The 16141-nt window shown below is 31.6% G+C and carries 16 protein-coding genes; 12 read left to right on the top strand and 4 right to left on the bottom strand.

Going from position 1 to position 16141, the window contains the following annotated elements:
* Positions 1-5 precede the first annotated feature (5 nt).
* Together hpt and tilS are read right to left on the bottom strand one after the other, a co-directional pair.
* Complete coding sequence (gene hpt, locus QJ521_RS01215; RefSeq protein ID WP_282838582.1) at positions 6-548, bottom strand: hypoxanthine phosphoribosyltransferase; 543 nt, start codon at positions 546-548, stop codon at positions 6-8.
* Positions 541-1833: a tRNA lysidine(34) synthetase TilS gene (tilS, locus tag QJ521_RS01210; RefSeq protein WP_282838581.1), complete on the bottom strand. Its 1293-nt coding sequence runs from the start codon at positions 1831-1833 to the stop codon at positions 541-543. Before tilS ends, hpt begins: the two co-directional genes overlap by 8 nt.
* 108 nt (positions 1834-1941) lie before the next feature.
* Between tilS and QJ521_RS01205 the strand changes: the two genes are divergently transcribed.
* Together QJ521_RS01205 and QJ521_RS01200 are read left to right on the top strand one after the other, a co-directional pair.
* Positions 1942-2490: a Maf family protein gene (locus QJ521_RS01205; protein WP_282838580.1), complete on the top strand. Its 549-nt coding sequence runs from the start codon at positions 1942-1944 to the stop codon at positions 2488-2490.
* 554 nt (positions 2491-3044) lie between these two features.
* The gene (locus tag QJ521_RS01200) at positions 3045-5378 is read left to right on the top strand and encodes a beta-glucosidase (RefSeq protein WP_282838579.1); all 2334 of its coding nucleotides are present in this window, start codon (positions 3045-3047) and stop codon (positions 5376-5378) included.
* 34 nt (positions 5379-5412) lie between these two features.
* Here the strand turns inward: QJ521_RS01200 and hslO are convergent, their stop codons facing one another.
* Entirely contained in the window at positions 5413-6315 is a 903-nt protein-coding gene (hslO, locus tag QJ521_RS01195; RefSeq protein ID WP_282838578.1) for an Hsp33 family molecular chaperone HslO, read from the bottom strand.
* Positions 6316-6393: 78 nt separating this feature from the next.
* On the opposite strand from hslO, the gene dusB reads away from it, so the two are divergent.
* The 5 genes from dusB (at position 6394) to QJ521_RS01170 (ending at position 10235) form a co-directional block, all read left to right on the top strand.
* A complete protein-coding gene (gene dusB / locus QJ521_RS01190) occupies positions 6394-7362 on the top strand; it encodes a tRNA dihydrouridine synthase DusB (RefSeq protein ID WP_282838577.1) in 969 nt (322 codons plus the stop codon).
* Between the two features lie 31 nt (positions 7363-7393).
* The gene (locus QJ521_RS01185) at positions 7394-8221 is read left to right on the top strand and encodes a class I SAM-dependent methyltransferase (protein ID WP_282838576.1); all 828 of its coding nucleotides are present in this window, start codon (positions 7394-7396) and stop codon (positions 8219-8221) included.
* Between the two features lie 53 nt (positions 8222-8274).
* Positions 8275-8805, top strand: a complete 531-nt coding sequence (locus QJ521_RS01180) for an NUDIX hydrolase (RefSeq protein WP_282838575.1) — start codon at positions 8275-8277, stop codon at positions 8803-8805.
* A gap of 76 nt (positions 8806-8881) precedes the next feature.
* On the top strand, positions 8882-9418 hold the full coding sequence (locus tag QJ521_RS01175; RefSeq protein WP_282838574.1) for a hypothetical protein: 537 nt from the start codon (positions 8882-8884) through the stop codon (positions 9416-9418).
* Positions 9419-9548: 130 nt separating this feature from the next.
* The gene (locus QJ521_RS01170; RefSeq protein WP_282838573.1) at positions 9549-10235 is read left to right on the top strand and encodes a nicotinamide mononucleotide transporter family protein; all 687 of its coding nucleotides are present in this window, start codon (positions 9549-9551) and stop codon (positions 10233-10235) included.
* A gap of 54 nt (positions 10236-10289) precedes the next feature.
* Here the strand turns inward: QJ521_RS01170 and hflX are convergent, their stop codons facing one another.
* Positions 10290-11537: a GTPase HflX gene (hflX, locus tag QJ521_RS01165; protein ID WP_282838572.1), complete on the bottom strand. Its 1248-nt coding sequence runs from the start codon at positions 11535-11537 to the stop codon at positions 10290-10292.
* A gap of 443 nt (positions 11538-11980) precedes the next feature.
* Here hflX and cdaA point away from each other — a divergent pair, with 443 nt between their 5' ends.
* From cdaA to ispF, 5 genes are read left to right on the top strand one after another with little or no spacing between them, the layout of a single operon-like run.
* Positions 11981-12727, top strand: a complete 747-nt coding sequence (cdaA, locus tag QJ521_RS01160; protein WP_282838571.1) for a diadenylate cyclase CdaA — start codon at positions 11981-11983, stop codon at positions 12725-12727.
* A gap of 7 nt (positions 12728-12734) precedes the next feature.
* On the top strand, positions 12735-12914 hold the full coding sequence (locus QJ521_RS01155; protein ID WP_282838570.1) for a hypothetical protein: 180 nt from the start codon (positions 12735-12737) through the stop codon (positions 12912-12914).
* A gap of 4 nt (positions 12915-12918) precedes the next feature.
* Positions 12919-14499, top strand: a complete 1581-nt coding sequence (locus QJ521_RS01150; RefSeq protein WP_282838569.1) for a diguanylate cyclase domain-containing protein — start codon at positions 12919-12921, stop codon at positions 14497-14499.
* Positions 14496-15014 (top strand): 5-formyltetrahydrofolate cyclo-ligase, encoded by a 519-nt coding sequence (locus QJ521_RS01145; protein ID WP_282838568.1) that lies wholly within the window; start codon positions 14496-14498, stop codon positions 15012-15014. The genes QJ521_RS01150 and QJ521_RS01145 overlap by 4 nt, the downstream gene beginning before the upstream one ends.
* A 2-nt stretch (positions 15015-15016) precedes the next feature.
* Positions 15017-16141: a 2-C-methyl-D-erythritol 2,4-cyclodiphosphate synthase gene (ispF, locus tag QJ521_RS01140; protein ID WP_282838567.1), complete on the top strand. Its 1125-nt coding sequence runs from the start codon at positions 15017-15019 to the stop codon at positions 16139-16141.

Below are 16141 nucleotides of genomic sequence, written 5' to 3'. Positions count from 1 at the left end.
CTTTGCTATTTTTGATTGTAAATTTCTGGTTTTAATACACCTACATAAGGAAGGTTTCTGTATAACTCGTTATAGTCAAGTCCATATCCAACAACAAATGCTTTTGGTATTTCTCTGCCTACATACTCAGGTTGGTATTCTCTTAACCTACCATCCGGTTTATCGAGGAGGGTCACCATCTTAACAGAAGCAGCACCACGATGTTTGAATAATTCTATGATTGTAACAATTGTATTTGCTGTGTCAACAATATCTTCAACAATTAATACATCTCTACCTTTGATTGAGATATCTAGGTCCATTTTTATTTTAACATCACCAGATGATGCAATACCACCATGGTAACTTGATACAGACATATATGCCATTTCGAATTTCAGGTCGATTTGTCTTGATAAATCAGCCATAAAGGGCATACACCCTTTAAGCAATCCTACAAGTAATGGATTTTTATTTTGATAATCTTTTGTCAATTGTTTTCCGAGTTTGACACAAATTTCTTTAATTTCCTGTTCTGATACTAAGATTTGTGCAATGTCGTTATGCATGTTTTTTTACCTCTTTTAATTTGATATAGAAACAATTTTTGTCCCCCATGGTTTCATTAACATAATAGTTTTGAACCCATAATATGTGGTCTTCGTTATCAGTGAGTACCCATAAACGATTTCTTTCTTCCATAGGCACTTTTGAATCGATTAGTAACTTCTTTAATTTTTTATGACCATAGTCATAGGACAATGTATCTCCATCTTCACGGTGTCTAATCCAGAGTGGAAATGCTAATTTATTATAACATAATTTCGTAAAATCCGTTGTATTCACATCGGTTTTATTTAAAAATGTGAAAATAGCCACACTTTTAAGTTTATTATCCCCTTCTTTGACCTCTATTTTCAAAGGTTTTATGTCAGAGACTTGTTTAACACAAGCTTCATTATATGTTTTAACAAAGGCATAATCATTACTTAATGTAAAATTTTGATTAGGTTGACTAGATAATAACATATCTTTAATTTTCTTAATGATTTCATAGGACAATGACAACTTATAATGCTCAATTAAATAGGCAATACTGTCATCTTGAATTGCGGTATCCCAAGTCTTAAATGAATCAATGCTTATCATCATTTTACTCGATACAAGAGATTTGGTTGTTTTTCGAATAAAGTGAAATGCAGTTGAAACTTGTTGGTTGTATTGTTTAATTTGATCAAGCAATTGTTCATTTTCTTGTTTCATAATAGGAACAATCGCATGACGATATCTATTTCTCAAATAGTAGTTTTCTTCATTTGAGGCATCATCAAGAAACTTGATTCCGTTTTGTTCTACATACTTTTTGATTTCCTCACGGCTTGTATATAAAAAAGGTTTTACATAAATATACTTACCATCTTGATGAATCATTTGCATACCAGCATAACCTAGTAGGTTACTACCACGAGTAAGTTTTATTAATATATTTTCGAACAAATCATCTAGGTGGTGAGCTGTCAATATATAAGGAGTTTTATACATTTTAGCAACTTCAATCAAGTAATATTTTCTTAAATGATGAGCATGATGATGGAAGTTTCCTTCTGATGCTTCAATCGTATAATAGTGAAATGGAATATCTTGGTTTTTACAATAGGCTTCAACAAGATCTTTTTCAATAACAGACTCTTCACGCTTTAGATGATTAAAATGAACAACTATAATTTTATAAGGTGATTCAACTAGTAAAGTCAATAATGCCATAGAATCAATACCGCCGCTTACCGATACAATAAGTGGAGTTTTAACACTGACATTAAGTTGATTTTTCAAGTGATTAATAATGTGTTTCATTTAAGTTCCTCATTTCTATAGTATTATTATATCATGCGAGCATACAAATAAATTGCTAAATATCTTATAAGATGTGTTATAATTAAGAACGATAAAGGGGGTCAAACTATGTTGATATTGGCCAGTGGTTCACCAAGAAGAGCAAAACTCCTAAAAGATGCAGGACTTGATTTTATCGTTATACCTAGTCATTTAGAAGAAGTTGTTGATGAAAAATTAAAACCTGTTGATTATGTAACTGAACTTGCAAAAATGAAAGCAATGCATATTGCTCAAGACCATCCCGAAGATACTGTTATTGGTGCAGATACGATTGTTGTCTATGAGGAACAAATCTTAGGCAAACCCATTGATGAGGAAGATGCGTGTAGAATGCTTAAGCTTTTATCAGGAGATCGTCATGTTGTTTATACAGCAGTTGCATTAATTAGAGGGGAAAAGATTAAAACTTTTGTTAGTGAAACAGAAGTTTCCATGAAAAACTTAAGTGACTTAGAAATTCAAAATTATGTAAAGACCAAAGAACCTATGGATAAAGCTGGAGCTTATGGTATTCAAGGTGAAGGTGGCAGTCTAGTTGATCACTATAAAGGTGACTTCTTTACAATCGTTGGGCTCCCACTTAAAGAATTATTAGAAGCATTAAAAACATTTTAATTAAATAGGACGAGCTAATTCAAAATGAGTTAGCTTTTTTTCTTGGATGATAGAATATAAAATAAACTGAGTATCGAATATGATAAAAAAAACACGAGAAGATTTGTCTCAAAAGATATCAAAAAATTTGTATAAATTTGTGTGTTTTCAAAACCAAAAATGGCTAAAATGAAAAGTAGTTAATGCTACAAATTAAGAAAAAGACACGTCAGAAGCAATATTTGAATGTAATACCATTAAATGGCAAAAAAAGGCCATTAAACATAAACTTCAATACATGAAAAATATGATTTTGCTATGAAATATAAATTATTATTGAGTAAAAAAAAATAAAAAAATAAAAATATAAAACATTTTAAGTTAGAAGAAAAGATTAAAACAAAAACGATTTAAATTAACTAGGTAAATTAGAAGAAATATCAGACATTTTGAAAGTTAGTTTGTTTATAATTTCATTTGTCATTGTGGGTCGTTATTAGATATGACAAGACACTTAGTTAAAGAAAGAGTATAATAGATATTGAATCTATAAATATAGAAGAGGTGGACATTTTATGAAACTAGCCATAGAAGATAAAGTAGCATTACTTGATGGACAGGATGTTTGGCATACCAAATCTCTAAAAGGAATTCCTTCGATCATGATGGCAGATGGTCCTCACGGTTTGAGAAAGCAAGTTGAATCGACTGATAATTTAGGATTGAAAGGTAGCATACCTGCTACGGCGTTTCCAACAGCAAGTCTTACGGCATGTAGTTTTGATCGTGACTTGATTGCAAAGATGGCTAAATTGATTGCCAAAGAAGCTCAAGCAAACAAGGTTAATATTGTATTGGGTCCAGGCATCAATATTAAAAGAAGTCCTTTATGTGGAAGAAACTTTGAATACTTTTCAGAAGATCCTTATTTATCAGGAGAATTAGGCGCAGCTTTTGTTAAGGCAATGGAAACTAGTGGAACTGGAACATCAGTAAAACACTTCTTTTGCAACAACCAAGAAAAGAATCGCTTTTTCATTAACAGTGTTGTTGATGATCGAGCATTAAGAGAAATTTACTTAAAAGCTTTTGAAAGAGTTATTAAAGAAAAACCAGCAAGTGTTATGGCAAGCTATAATAAAATTAATGGACATTATGCAACTGAAAGTCCAGTTTTAAATAATATTTTAAGAAGAGAATGGAAGTTCCAAGGTATTGTTGTTAGCGACTGGGGTGCAGTACATAATCGAATAGAAAGCGTTAAGGCATCCACAGATTTAGAAATGCCTTCAAGTATGGGATATAGAAGTGAACAAGTTTTAAAAGCCGTAGAGAGTGATGATGTTCTAAAAAGAGCAATTGATCGTTCCTATGAACGTTTAGTTCAAACCGCTAAGAGTTATCATAAGATTGAGGATAAGAAGTATAACCCTGACAAACATCATGAAGAAGCAAGAATTATTGCTAGAGAATCTATGGTTTTGCTTAAAAACGAAGGGATACTACCACTAGATAAAAAAGATAAAGTTGCTATCATTGGTGGATTTGTTGATGACATTAGATATCAGGGTGGCGGAAGTTCTCACATTAATCCAACACGATTAGATCAAATATCAGATATCTATAAAAATTATTCTAAGAACATTCAAATAACTAAAGGCTATTCAATTAAAAAAGATGTAGATGATGAACAAATGATTGAAGAAGCTTTGAAAATCGCACAAAATGCAGAGAAAATAGTTTATTTATTAGGATTACCAGAATCACATGAAGTTGAAGGTTTCGATAGAAAAACTTTGAACCTTCCACAAAATCAAGTTTCCTTATTGATGAAAATTAGAGAAATAAATCCAAACATTGCTATTGTAGCAATGGGTGGTTCGGTTATGAATCTTCATTTTAAACCACCGATGAAAGCTATTTTACTTGCGTATTTAGGTGGGCAAGCTTCAAGTCTTGCTATTATGGATTTGCTTTACGGATTAGCAAATCCATCTGGAAGGCTAGCTGAAACTTTTATAGATGATATTAAGATATGCAATGTACAGCTAACAAATGATAACAACTCTGTTTACTACGATGAATCTATTTATGTAGGATATCGATATTATCAAAGTTACAATCAAAGAGTTCATTTCCCATTTGGACATGGATTAAGCTATACAAAGTTTGAATACTCAAATTTTGGAATTGAAGAAAACAAAGATGCATTCGTTATTTCTATGGATCTTAAAAACATTGGAGATATTAAGGGTAAAGAAGTTGTTCAAATTTATATTGAAAATAAGGAGACTACTGTTTACCGTGCTAAATATGAGTTGAAACAATTTGAGAAAGTTGAATTAAATCCAGATGAAACTAAAACAGTCACATTGACTTTACCAAAAAGTGCATTTGAATATTTTGATATTTATAAAAGAAAGTTTATGATTGAACAAGGTGAATATTTGATTAACATCTCAAAAAATGTTGAAGATATCATTCACTCATTTTCAGTAGAACTTGATGGAGAAAAAGTTAAGCATCCAGAATTAAGCTATGTCAAATATACATACGAAACAACGGATTTTGCGAAAATCTATCAAGGTGAGTTACCACCCAAACATATTAAAAAAGGAAGACCGTATACCTTATCATCTACACTAGAGGATACGAAGAAAACATTTGTTGGCAGAAGCATTACTAAAAAGATTATGAAAGAAAGTTCTAAGGCAACCGCACATATGGAAGATGAGTGGATGGGAGAATTTATCAAGCAAACCTTAATGGAAACACCAATTCAAATGCTTGCATTATTTAGTGCCGGAAAATATAACTTATACTGGGCAGAAGGATTAGTAGATGTTTTAAACCTTAAGATTTTTAGAGGTCTTAGCAAAATGCGTAAGAACTCAAAGAAGAAGAAATAAAAAAATAGAGAATTCACCATATGTGAGTTCTCTTTTATTTGGACTTTGATTTTGATTTAGATTTGGTCTTGCGGATCTCTTGAAGTTCTTCTTTGCTAAACACATATTTTTTCTTGCAGAAATGACATTCGATTTCAGCTTGTTCATCTTCATGAATCATGTCTTTGAGTTCTTGATCATCTAAAGTGGATAATGACTTTTTAAAGCCTTCTTTGGAACAATGACAAACATAAAAAATTTCCTTTTTCTCTAATATTTGTTCCGTATGATTGGATAATATTTTTAATATTTCTTCTGGAGTATTACCTTGTTGAATTAAGCGAGTCATTGAAGGTATTGTAGAAATGATTTCTTCTAATTTGCTTATGGTCTCTTCAGATACGTTTGGCATTAGCTGAAGGATATATCCACCACTTGCTAAAACACTTTGATCGATATCTATTAAAACCCCAACACCAACAGAAGAAGGTATTTGCTCACTAACCACAAAGTAATATGTAAAGTCATCTCCAATTTCACCTGTCTGCAATCTTGATGAAGACGTAAAGAAATCTTTCATCTTTAAATCTTTTGTGACATGCAAGAAACCCTCACCGATTGCAGCACCTACGTTGAGTTTGCCTTTTTTCGGACCATTTTCATATTTTAAATAAACGTTAGGATTACCAATTTCTCCTCTAACTTCACCTAGGCTGTTTGCCTCAACAAGCATTGAACCTATTGGCCCATCTCCTTTAATCCTAAGCGTTATACGTTCTTCTTTTTTATACATTAATCCCATCATTGCAGATACTGTTAAAAAACGACCTAACGCAGCAGTTGAGGTTGGCCAAGTCTTATGGATTCTTCTCGATTCTTCAACAAGATTTGTTGATGTAGCAACATATATTCTTACTGTTTTATCATAAGCATAAGCGATTAAAGCATAGTCTTTCATGAGGTCATCTCCTTACTTATCTATTGTAGCATAATTGAAAGTTATGTAAACCTATGATACAATAAATCGGGTGATTTCATGTCTTTTAAAATAGGAAATTTAGAAATTGAAAATAAAATCATTTTAGCACCAATGGCTGGTGTATCAAACAGTCCTTTTCGTATATTGTCTAGAACATATGGAGCGGGATTAGTTTTTGCTGAAATGGTTTCTGATAAAGGGTTACTATATAATAACGAAAAAACAATTAAATTATTATATATGACAGATGTAGAAAAACCAATGGCTCAACAAATATTTGGATCAGATTTAAATACAATGGTCGAGGCTGCTTTATATATTGATCAAAACAGTAATGCAGATATTATTGATATTAATATGGGATGTCCAGTACCTAAGGTTGCCATCAAGGCACAAGCTGGAGCTTCTCTAATGAAGAACCCTGATCAAATATATGAAATTGTTAAGGAAATTGTTAAAAAGGTTAGCAAACCAGTTACGGTTAAAATAAGAAGTGGTTGGGATCATCAAAATGTCAACGCTGTTGAAGTTGCTAAAAGGATTGAAGCAGCTGGAGCATCCGCAATCACTGTTCATGCAAGAACAAGATCTCAAGGTTATGGTGGATATGCAGATTTAGAAGTTATCAAAGCTGTTAAAGAAAATGTTAATATACCTGTTATTGGTAATGGGGATGTTATAGATGGACCAAGTGCTAAACGAATGCTAGAGTATACAGGTTGTGATGCAGTCATGATTGGTAGGGCAGCTTTAGGCAATCCTTGGATATTTAGAGAGATTGATGCATATCTTAAAGATGGAACGATACTAGAAAGACCATCCAATCAAGAAATTAAGAAAATGATTATAGAACACCTTGACTCATTGGTTGACTTAAAAGGTGAAAAAACAGCTGTACTTGAAATGAGAAGTCATGGACCATGGTATTTAAAAGGAATGGAGAACTCTAGTTCGCTTAGGAAAAAATTATCTCAATCGAAGACAAGAAATGAAGTCGTTGAACATTTAAACGCATTTTTTGAGTGATTGAAAAATAAAGAATAGTTGGGAGAAAAAAATGTCAAGATACGATTGGATTGATGGCAAAGATTTTTCAATAGATCACTTTTTCTTAATGGATCGTTGGTTATTAAAAATGATTTTTAAGAAGTATGAAACAATTGAAGTTTCTGAGTTAAAAGATTTATCGCGTGTTTTAGGTGCTCTGCTTAAAGATAACCCAAAACTATGTTGGTATATTACCAAAAGGGCACCTGAAACTAAAAAAGGTATAGCAAGACTTTTAGAAGGAGCTTATACTAACTTAAGTAAAGAAGAATTAAGAAAAAAAGAAATAGAACTCATGGAAGCCATGGAAACAGACATCATTTATACTGAACCTCATATGATGCAACTTAATTGTAATTATATCTATGCTTGGGATGAAAAATACTTAAATGAACTTATTAATTTAAAAGATATGGTTGTTCTAGATTTAGGTGCAGGTACAGGTCGCTTAACGTTTGCAGCTGCTAAGCATGCAAAAAGAGTATATGCAAGCGAACCTGTAGATATGCTTAGAGAATATATGAGAGATTATATTAAGGATCATCATATCACCAATGTGAAAGTCTTAGATGGGTTTGTTGAATCGATACCTTATGAAGGTAATACATTTGACGCAGTCATTAGCGGTCATGTTGTTGGTGATAACTATGAGCAAGAAATTCAAGAAATGACCAGAGTCATCAAAAATAGTGGTTATATCGTTATTTGTAATGGTGATGATGATATTGTTAGAACCAAACCAGATCAGGAATTACTTAATAGAGGATTTGAAGTTTTCAAGCACAAAAGTTCTGTTGGTGGCGTCATTTATAACTATAGAAAACAAGTCATAAAATAAACGAAAGTTACCTCAACTCTTTTGTTTCTTTTAATCAAACAAGGATGGTATGTATGAGAATTATTGAGCAATTTGATAAAAAAAATTATGAAATGAATGAGACCACATATTTTCGTAGAGCAGTTAGATCCATTATATTTAAAGATAATCTTATAGCATTAGTTAAAAGTATTAAGTATGGGGAATATAAATTTCCAGGTGGAGGTATTGAAGATGGAGAGTCTGAAATTGATGCTCTGATTAGAGAAACCACTGAGGAAACAGGATTAAATATTATCAAAGAATCAGTAAAACCTTATGGAATGTACATAGAAAAACGAAAGTCTACTTTTAATGATAAAGAAGTATTTCATATGGAATCGAAATACTACACTTGCAATGTCTCATCAGATATCAGCAAAACAAAATTAGATGACTATGAAGTTGAATATGGATATCATTTATGTTTCGTTACATTAGAAGAAGCCATTGAAAATAATAAACAAGCTTTAAGTCATTTTCAGGACCAAGCAACTTGGATTGAAAGAGAACTCAAGGTTTTAATTGATTTAAAAGAAAACAATTATTTAAGTGAAATGATGTGAATGAATATCATTAAGAAACATTTTAAATAAAGAAATTTAGTAAGTGTTATAATAAGTATATAAGGAGGGATGATTCATGTTAGATCAAATGAAAAAATTTCCAATCGTAAATATTGTCATTGGAGTTATACTCATCGTTTTAGGTATTGTTTTTGTTTTTATTCAACCAGATATTGGTGAAAACATCAAAAATGTCGCAATTGGTTTAATGATCTTAGCTATTGTTGTTTTACTCATTTATCCAGGACTCAAGAAACCTAAATCAAAATTAATTCTAAGTTTATTAATCCTTGAATTAATAATCGGTTTATTAGTAAGTATTATGTTTATAACCAATACAGGAGGTAGTCCTTCATTATGGATAGGTCTTGTTATTTATGTTCACGGGGTTGTTGGTTTGATAGGTGGTTATTTCAGTGCTGAGAAACAAAAAATGTGGTTATTTTTCTTATCACTACTATTTGTGTCTATTGGAGTGTTCATATTCGCATCCAATCTGATAACAAATGAAATGCTTATTCATGTATTATTGTTTATATTTTTAGCACCAGGTTTATTCCTACTTGCATTAGGCTTACTGAATCTTAAAAAGCAACCAAAACAAGTTGAATAAGTAAAAAAATAAAATTGAAGAAAAAAAGAACTGCCACCGGGTAGTTCGTGCGATAAGCATTAAGTCTATACATCGTTAGGTCTTAGAAGATGTATAGAAGTGATGCTTATTTTTTATGGGGAAATAGAAGATGAAGAAATTGTATAGGGTATCATTTAAAAAGTCAGAAGTTATTTTGTGGGTAATTTCAGTAATAGTATTAGTTTTATCTTTTATAATAAGTGGATCGAATCTTCTTTATTTAGGTATAACTATCATTGGTGTGACCGCACTTTTATATTTGGCTAAAGGAGAACCACTTGGTCAAATTTTAGTAGTGATTTTTAGTTTAAGCTATTCTCTGGTTTCTTTGCAGCTAAGATATTACAGTGAAACAATAACTTATGCACTCATGACTTTGCCGAGTGCACTGGTTGCATTCATATCATGGATGAAGCATCCCTATCATGTTGACAAAGCAACTGTATCAGTGGGGCACATTCAAAGAAAACACATTATTTTTCTAATTGTCATTACACCTTTGGTAACAACTCTTTTCTATTTCATACTTAACTATTTTCAAACACCATATATTTTTATAAGTACGCTTTCAATAGTAACAAGTTTTTTAGCATCCATGTTTATGATTTTTAGATCAAGATTTTATGCACTTTTTTATATAGCAAACGATCTTGTACTCATTGTTTTATGGGGAATAACATCATTGACTGATATATCATATGTCCCAATATTTCTTTGTTTTGTTATATTTTTAGTTCACGATGCGTACGCATTTATCAATTGGAAGAGACTTTCAATAGCACAAACACATATATAAACATAAAAAAAGAGGCTATTCATAGTTAATAACCTCTTTTAGCACATATTAAATTTAATCTTTACTAATAATATATTGCTTCAATAAATCCGTTTGCTCAGGCGTTAAAATAGCCTTAACATATGTACCGTCTTCTTCATACTTTGTTTCTAAAACAGTATTATTTTCTTTTATTTGGGAATAAATTTGTCCTTTATCAAAAGGAATTCTTAAGTATTGAATACGATTTGATTTGTAAATATGACCATAAATTGCATCGACCAAAGCATCAATATTCTCTTTTGTTCGATTGGACACAAAAATGTAATCTTCTTGTATTTGCGGAGTGCTCAATGCAATTTCTTTTTTTGTTAAAACTAATAATCTTTCAATATGGTCAGCACCAATCTCGGTTAATACTTGTTTTGTAGTATCGATTTGTAACTGATTGAAATAGGCACCATCTACGATATGAAGTAGTAGATCTGCACTAACAACATCGCTCAATGTTGATTCGAATGACCGAATCAACTCATGTGGAAGTTTTGAAACAAAACCAACTGTATCAACTAATATAAATGGTTGATTGTTATCTTTTTGAAGTCTTTTCGCTTTTGTGTCTAATGTAGCAAACAACATGTTTTTTTCTAATACATGTTCTGAGTCATGATGTAAGTAATCACTTAAGCTATTCATAATAGATGATTTACCTGCATTCGTATATCCTACTAAGGCAACCACAGGTATTCTATTTTTTATACGTTGCTTTCTAGAAATCTGTTTTTCAGCTTTGATTTTTGCTAGTTCAGCCTTAATTAAAGATATATCGTTTAATAATTTTCTACGATCTAATTCAAGTTTTGTTTCACCAGGACCCTTTGCGTTATAACTACCTCCACCTTGTCTTGAAAGTGAATTGTTTAATCCTACAAGTCTAGGTAACATATACATTTTTTGTGCTAGTGATACTTCTAATACAGCTTCTTTACTTTGAGCTCTTTCGGCAAATATTGAAAGTATTAAAAAACTTCGATCAATGATTTGTATTTCTAACTCTTTTTCTAAGTTTTTCAATTGTGCAGGAGACAGTGTATCGTCAAAAATAACGATATCAATATCCAGGACTTCAATCATTTTTTTGATTTCTTGTACTTTACCACTACCAATATAAAATCTCGATGATATTGTCTTTGCATTTTGAATAACTTTATCTTTTGTCTGAATGTCTAATGCTAAAGCCAAATGCTCTAGCTCGTTTAATGAATTTAATGTTTGTTCTGTGGTTTCTTTATAACTTAAACCAACTAATAATGCTTGATCCATATATACCTCATGTTTCTCTATCGTGCTGATAGGCGTAAGTCTTGCACCTATAAAAAAAGTGCTTTTCATTCTGCCTTATACAATAAGACCATATGAAATGCGCCTAAGGATCTGTTAATGTTTCAATTGCTTTGAATCATAATTATCTGCTTAGGGGGCATTTAAACAATGTTTATCTCAACTTCATTTCGTAGTTTAATCATGTTGATACCTCCTCATATGTATTCAAATGACTTTCAAAAGTAAAAATTGGATAAGTTGAATACACTAATATCATTCTTATTATAGTTCGATACGCTAAAATATGCAATAACAAACTGTTTATTAAGGCTTTGGATATTAGATTTTAATAATTCATTTGATGTAAAAATTAAACCCATTTTTCTTTTATAGCACTTTGATGTTGTGATATAATAAAGTTAGTTTAAAAGGAGTGCGATGGTATGATATTTGGAATTCCAATTTGGAAAGTGATTGTTGATGCCTATATCGTTTGGGTATTGGTCTTTTTCCTAGTCAAAGTATTAGTAAGTAACAAAAGAATGCTATCTATAGCAATCTCCTTTTTGTTTGTGTATATCCTTGCGTATTTTGCGAATCAGTTTAATTTGTTAATTAGTACACCTGTTTTAACATATTTGGCTGAATGGATGCCTATTTTGATGATTGTTATTATGGCACCGGATATAAGAAGATCTTTAGAAGTTGTTTGGAAAGCAGATGCAAGATCTGAAACACTCGTCATGGGTAGTGAAAAAACAAAGCAATCAATCGTTGACGCAGCGATGTATTTATCAAGTCAAAATATTGGAGCTTTAATTACGATTGAAAAACATAATACACTTGATCAATATGCTGATCGTGCAATTATGATGAATAGTGAAGTATCTAAAGAAGTTTTAATCAATATATTTACACCTAATACACCATTACACGATGGTGGTGTCATTATTCGTGGTGATAGTATCTTGTGTGCTGGAGCATACTTTATATTATCTGATAATGAAAACTTCGATAAAACGATGGGTTCTAGACACCGTGCTGGTTTAGGTATTAGTGAAATGACAGATAGTTTAACGGTAATTGTTTCCGAAGAGACAGGTCATGTTTCAATAGCAGTTGAAGGCATCATGCTAAAAATCAATGATCGCGACAAATTGATGGAATACATCAATATGTTCATGAAATGAGGGTATCATGATGAAGAGAATAATGAATATATTTTTAGAGCCTCTGAAGGCTTTTGCGAACAGAAACTTTGCAGAAAAAGTTTCTATATATTTTAGTAAAAACAAATGGTTTACGTATGTAGTATCTGTGATTATTACATTAATCATTTTGTTCTTTGCTTATGTACTTCCAAATATTGCGTGGTGATTATATGCTTTTACAACATCCTATATATCCATTAATCATTACCTTCTTCACATTGTTTCTTGTAATTATTCAAAGTATACAAAGTGAAAAAGTTTTAAAAAACCGACTCATACTCGCTTTTTTTAACATTACCATCGCAGTGATGGTTTTTGTTATATATGAATCTATGATTATTGGTAACTCCATGTATGAGAATATATATGTAGGGTTCAACTTCTTTGTCTATTTCGTATTTTTATTAGTACTTTATTCGACATTTAAGACCGCTACTTTAAAAGCGAACCATTATCAGTTATTCGTTAAATCAATTAAAAATAGCAGATGGAATGCTTATTATGTTGTTGATGCAAAAGAACGTGTCCGTGATATGTCTTCAAGTTTATTACATGAACTTAATTTGGAGAAAGAAGATATCATTGGTAAAAAGTTTTTTAGTGTATTGAATAAGTCTATACGATTTACAAAGTTTAATGGAAATGACATAAATAACAGAGCCTTAGAAAATTATTTTTTAGAATATAAAGAAAATGCAAAAGCTGGTGATAGCGAAGTTCAAGAATTGACATTTTTAAATTTTGATGGTAATCCTGTCATTTTACATATGGTGATGCAACCCGTTTATGCATTAGGGAAATATAAGGGCAGAATTTGTGTTGGTGAAAAGAAAACGGATTTTGATCTACTAGCTGTTGAAAAAGAGTTGAATGATAGAAGCACCGAATTAGAAAGTATTAGACACAAGTTTATAGCAACACTTCAAATTAGCGAAGAAGGTTTATTTTATATAGATTTAGATGAAAGAACAATTTGGGCAAGCGATGCATTAGTTCGCATGCTTAATCTTCCTGGGAACACCTTAGATTTAACAGATTTTCGACGTATGATTGAAGCGGAGGACCTGAAGAAGTATTTGGCTTTGATAGGCGATTTAAGCATCAATAAAAAACAGTATTCTACATCTTATCGCATCATGGTTAATAACCGTTATATGTGGTTTAAAGAAAAAGGTATAAGACTATTTGAAGACCAACATAGTGCTGTTATTATGGGTACATTAAATCCAATGAAGACAAAGCATTATTTAGCAAGTAATATAGATGAGTTAGACAAATTAAAAGACCATAATGAAATGATGGTATCGATGAATAAGTTATTCAAAGATAATAGATATTTCCAATTGGTTTTGATTAGATTAAAAAATATGCCTAAGATTAATGAAACGCATGGACGTGAAGTCGGAAATATGCTGATGGCTGAATATATTAAGAAACTAAGAACAACCTTTGTTACTGAAAGTGGAGATATTTTTAGAGTGTCAGGTATTGAGTTTGCCATTACAATTACTGATCCAAGAAAAATGGATGTTCTAGCAAATGGCATTAAATCAAATAAGACATTCTTAAACCTAACAATGCAATATGGATCGATTTCTGCTGAACTTGAAGTGTTTGCAGGTATAGCAATTGGTGGTAGTGATGCGCATGATGAGCATCAACTATACCAAGCTTCTCTACAAGCATTGAAAATTGCTGAGAACCCACAGTTTAGCGCGCATGGTTGTTACTATAAGGATATTGTGTCATGACAAAAAAAGAGATAAGAAAACAAATGTTGGAGATGAGAAGTAAGTTTGATCGCTCAGAAATGATAAAGAAAAACCGTCATATCATCCAACAAATCAAACATGATAAAGATTATATAGACGCAAAATGTGTTGCTATTTTTTATCCTATGCGAAATGAAGTCAATTTGCTTGAATTGTTAAATCTTAAAAAAACATTTGCATTCCCTAAAATTATGGATGATGGTATGCATTTCATTAAATATTATCCACACCAAGAATTTGCTGCTAGTAGTTTTGGTGTTTCAGAACCTATTAATGGAGATATTATTGACGATCAAATCGATTATATCCTTACACCAGCTTTAGCAATATCGAAAAAAGGATATCGCGTAGGATATGGAAAAGGTTTTTACGATTATTTTTTAGCGAAACATCGTCCAAGTCATGTAGTTGGTGTCATCTATGATTTCCAAGAAATTGATGACTTTAGTATCAATGAACATGATCAAAAATTAGATAGATACATCAAGGGGTAAAAATGAATACTGCACTTATAGTTGCTGCTGGAACCGGCAGCAGGGCTGGAACCAGTCAATCGAAAATTTTATATCCGATTCACAACAAGCCTCTGTTTATGTATTCATTAGAGACTTTTTTATCCTTAGGATATAAAATCGTTTTAGTCGTTTCAAAAGATGACATCAACGATATCAAACAATATGTTTCAGAGGACATCAAATTAGTTATCGGTGGAAAAACAAGAAGTGAAAGTGTTATGTTGGGGTTGAAAGAAGTCCAAACACCATACGTTTACATTCATGATGCAGCAAGACCACTCATTTCTAAGCAAATGGTATTAGAAGTTGAAAAAGCTTTAGAATATCATGATGCTGTATTGCTCGCAGAAAAATTAACGAGTGCGCTTAAAAAATACGAGCAAAGCGAGGTTACATCAAGTCTTAATCGTAATGAATATCTGTTGTCTCAAACACCACAAGCATTTCTAACAGAGAAAATAAGATATGCGTATATTAGAAACGATCTAGCATATGATGATGATATTTCTTTGTACCAAGCTTTCTATCCAGAAGAGAAAATATATGTTGTATTTAATACAGAACCGAATCTTAAAGTGACTTACCCACAAGATTTCTTATATGTTAAACTACATTTAGAAGGAGATGAACCTATGCGAATTGGACATAGTTTCGATATTCATCAACTCGTTGATAATAGATCGCTTATTTTAGGAGGTATTCAATTACCACACCATAAAGGACTTTTAGGACACAGTGATGCCGATGTTTTATTACATGCCATCTCCGAGGCAATGCTTGGTGCATTAGGGCTAGGAGATCTTGGTACGTTTTATCCAGACACGAGTTCGACGTTCAAAGACATCAGTTCAATGAAAATATTGATTCAAGTTTATGATATGATTAGACAAAAGGGTTATGAAATTGGTAATATAGATACGACGATTTATGCAGAACAACCCAAAATCAATCCTTACATCAAAGAGATTAAACAAAATATTGCTAAATCACTTAATATATCTCCAGATCAAGTCAGTGTAAAAGCAACCACATATGAAAAAATGGATGCAATAGGTAAAGAAGATGCAATCGCTGCAGAAGCAGTTGTTTTGCTAAAGAAGGTGTAA

Source organism: Peloplasma aerotolerans (genome assembly GCF_030012175.1).
GTDB lineage: Bacteria > Bacillota_I > Bacilli_A > Acholeplasmatales > Acholeplasmataceae > Peloplasma > Peloplasma aerotolerans.
This window is presented reverse-complemented; position numbering and strand designations above follow the sequence as displayed.

What these genes read in the sequence shown, in the direction of transcription:
- ispF (WP_282838567.1), top strand. Translation starts at nt 15,017, where the DNA reads ATGAATACTGCACTTATAGTTGCTGCTGGAACCGGCAGCAGGGCTGGA.
- QJ521_RS01185 (WP_282838576.1), top strand. Translation starts at nt 7,394, where the DNA reads ATGTCAAGATACGATTGGATTGATGGCAAAGATTTTTCAATAGATCAC.
- QJ521_RS01200 (WP_282838579.1), top strand. Translation starts at nt 3,045, where the DNA reads ATGAAACTAGCCATAGAAGATAAAGTAGCATTACTTGATGGACAGGAT.
- QJ521_RS01175 (WP_282838574.1), top strand. Translation starts at nt 8,882, where the DNA reads ATGTTAGATCAAATGAAAAAATTTCCAATCGTAAATATTGTCATTGGA.
- hpt (WP_282838582.1), bottom strand. Translation starts at nt 548, where the DNA reads ATGCATAACGACATTGCACAAATCTTAGTATCAGAACAGGAAATTAAA.
- QJ521_RS01205 (WP_282838580.1), top strand. Translation starts at nt 1,942, where the DNA reads ATGTTGATATTGGCCAGTGGTTCACCAAGAAGAGCAAAACTCCTAAAA.
- cdaA (WP_282838571.1), top strand. Translation starts at nt 11,981, where the DNA reads ATGATATTTGGAATTCCAATTTGGAAAGTGATTGTTGATGCCTATATC.
- dusB (WP_282838577.1), top strand. Translation starts at nt 6,394, where the DNA reads ATGTCTTTTAAAATAGGAAATTTAGAAATTGAAAATAAAATCATTTTA.
- hflX (WP_282838572.1), bottom strand. Translation starts at nt 11,537, where the DNA reads ATGGATCAAGCATTATTAGTTGGTTTAAGTTATAAAGAAACCACAGAA.
- QJ521_RS01150 (WP_282838569.1), top strand. Translation starts at nt 12,919, where the DNA reads ATGCTTTTACAACATCCTATATATCCATTAATCATTACCTTCTTCACA.
- tilS (WP_282838581.1), bottom strand. Translation starts at nt 1,833, where the DNA reads ATGAAACACATTATTAATCACTTGAAAAATCAACTTAATGTCAGTGTT.
- hslO (WP_282838578.1), bottom strand. Translation starts at nt 6,315, where the DNA reads ATGAAAGACTATGCTTTAATCGCTTATGCTTATGATAAAACAGTAAGA.
- QJ521_RS01170 (WP_282838573.1), top strand. Translation starts at nt 9,549, where the DNA reads ATGAAGAAATTGTATAGGGTATCATTTAAAAAGTCAGAAGTTATTTTG.
- QJ521_RS01180 (WP_282838575.1), top strand. Translation starts at nt 8,275, where the DNA reads ATGAGAATTATTGAGCAATTTGATAAAAAAAATTATGAAATGAATGAG.
- QJ521_RS01155 (WP_282838570.1), top strand. Translation starts at nt 12,735, where the DNA reads ATGATGAAGAGAATAATGAATATATTTTTAGAGCCTCTGAAGGCTTTT.
- QJ521_RS01145 (WP_282838568.1), top strand. Translation starts at nt 14,496, where the DNA reads ATGACAAAAAAAGAGATAAGAAAACAAATGTTGGAGATGAGAAGTAAG.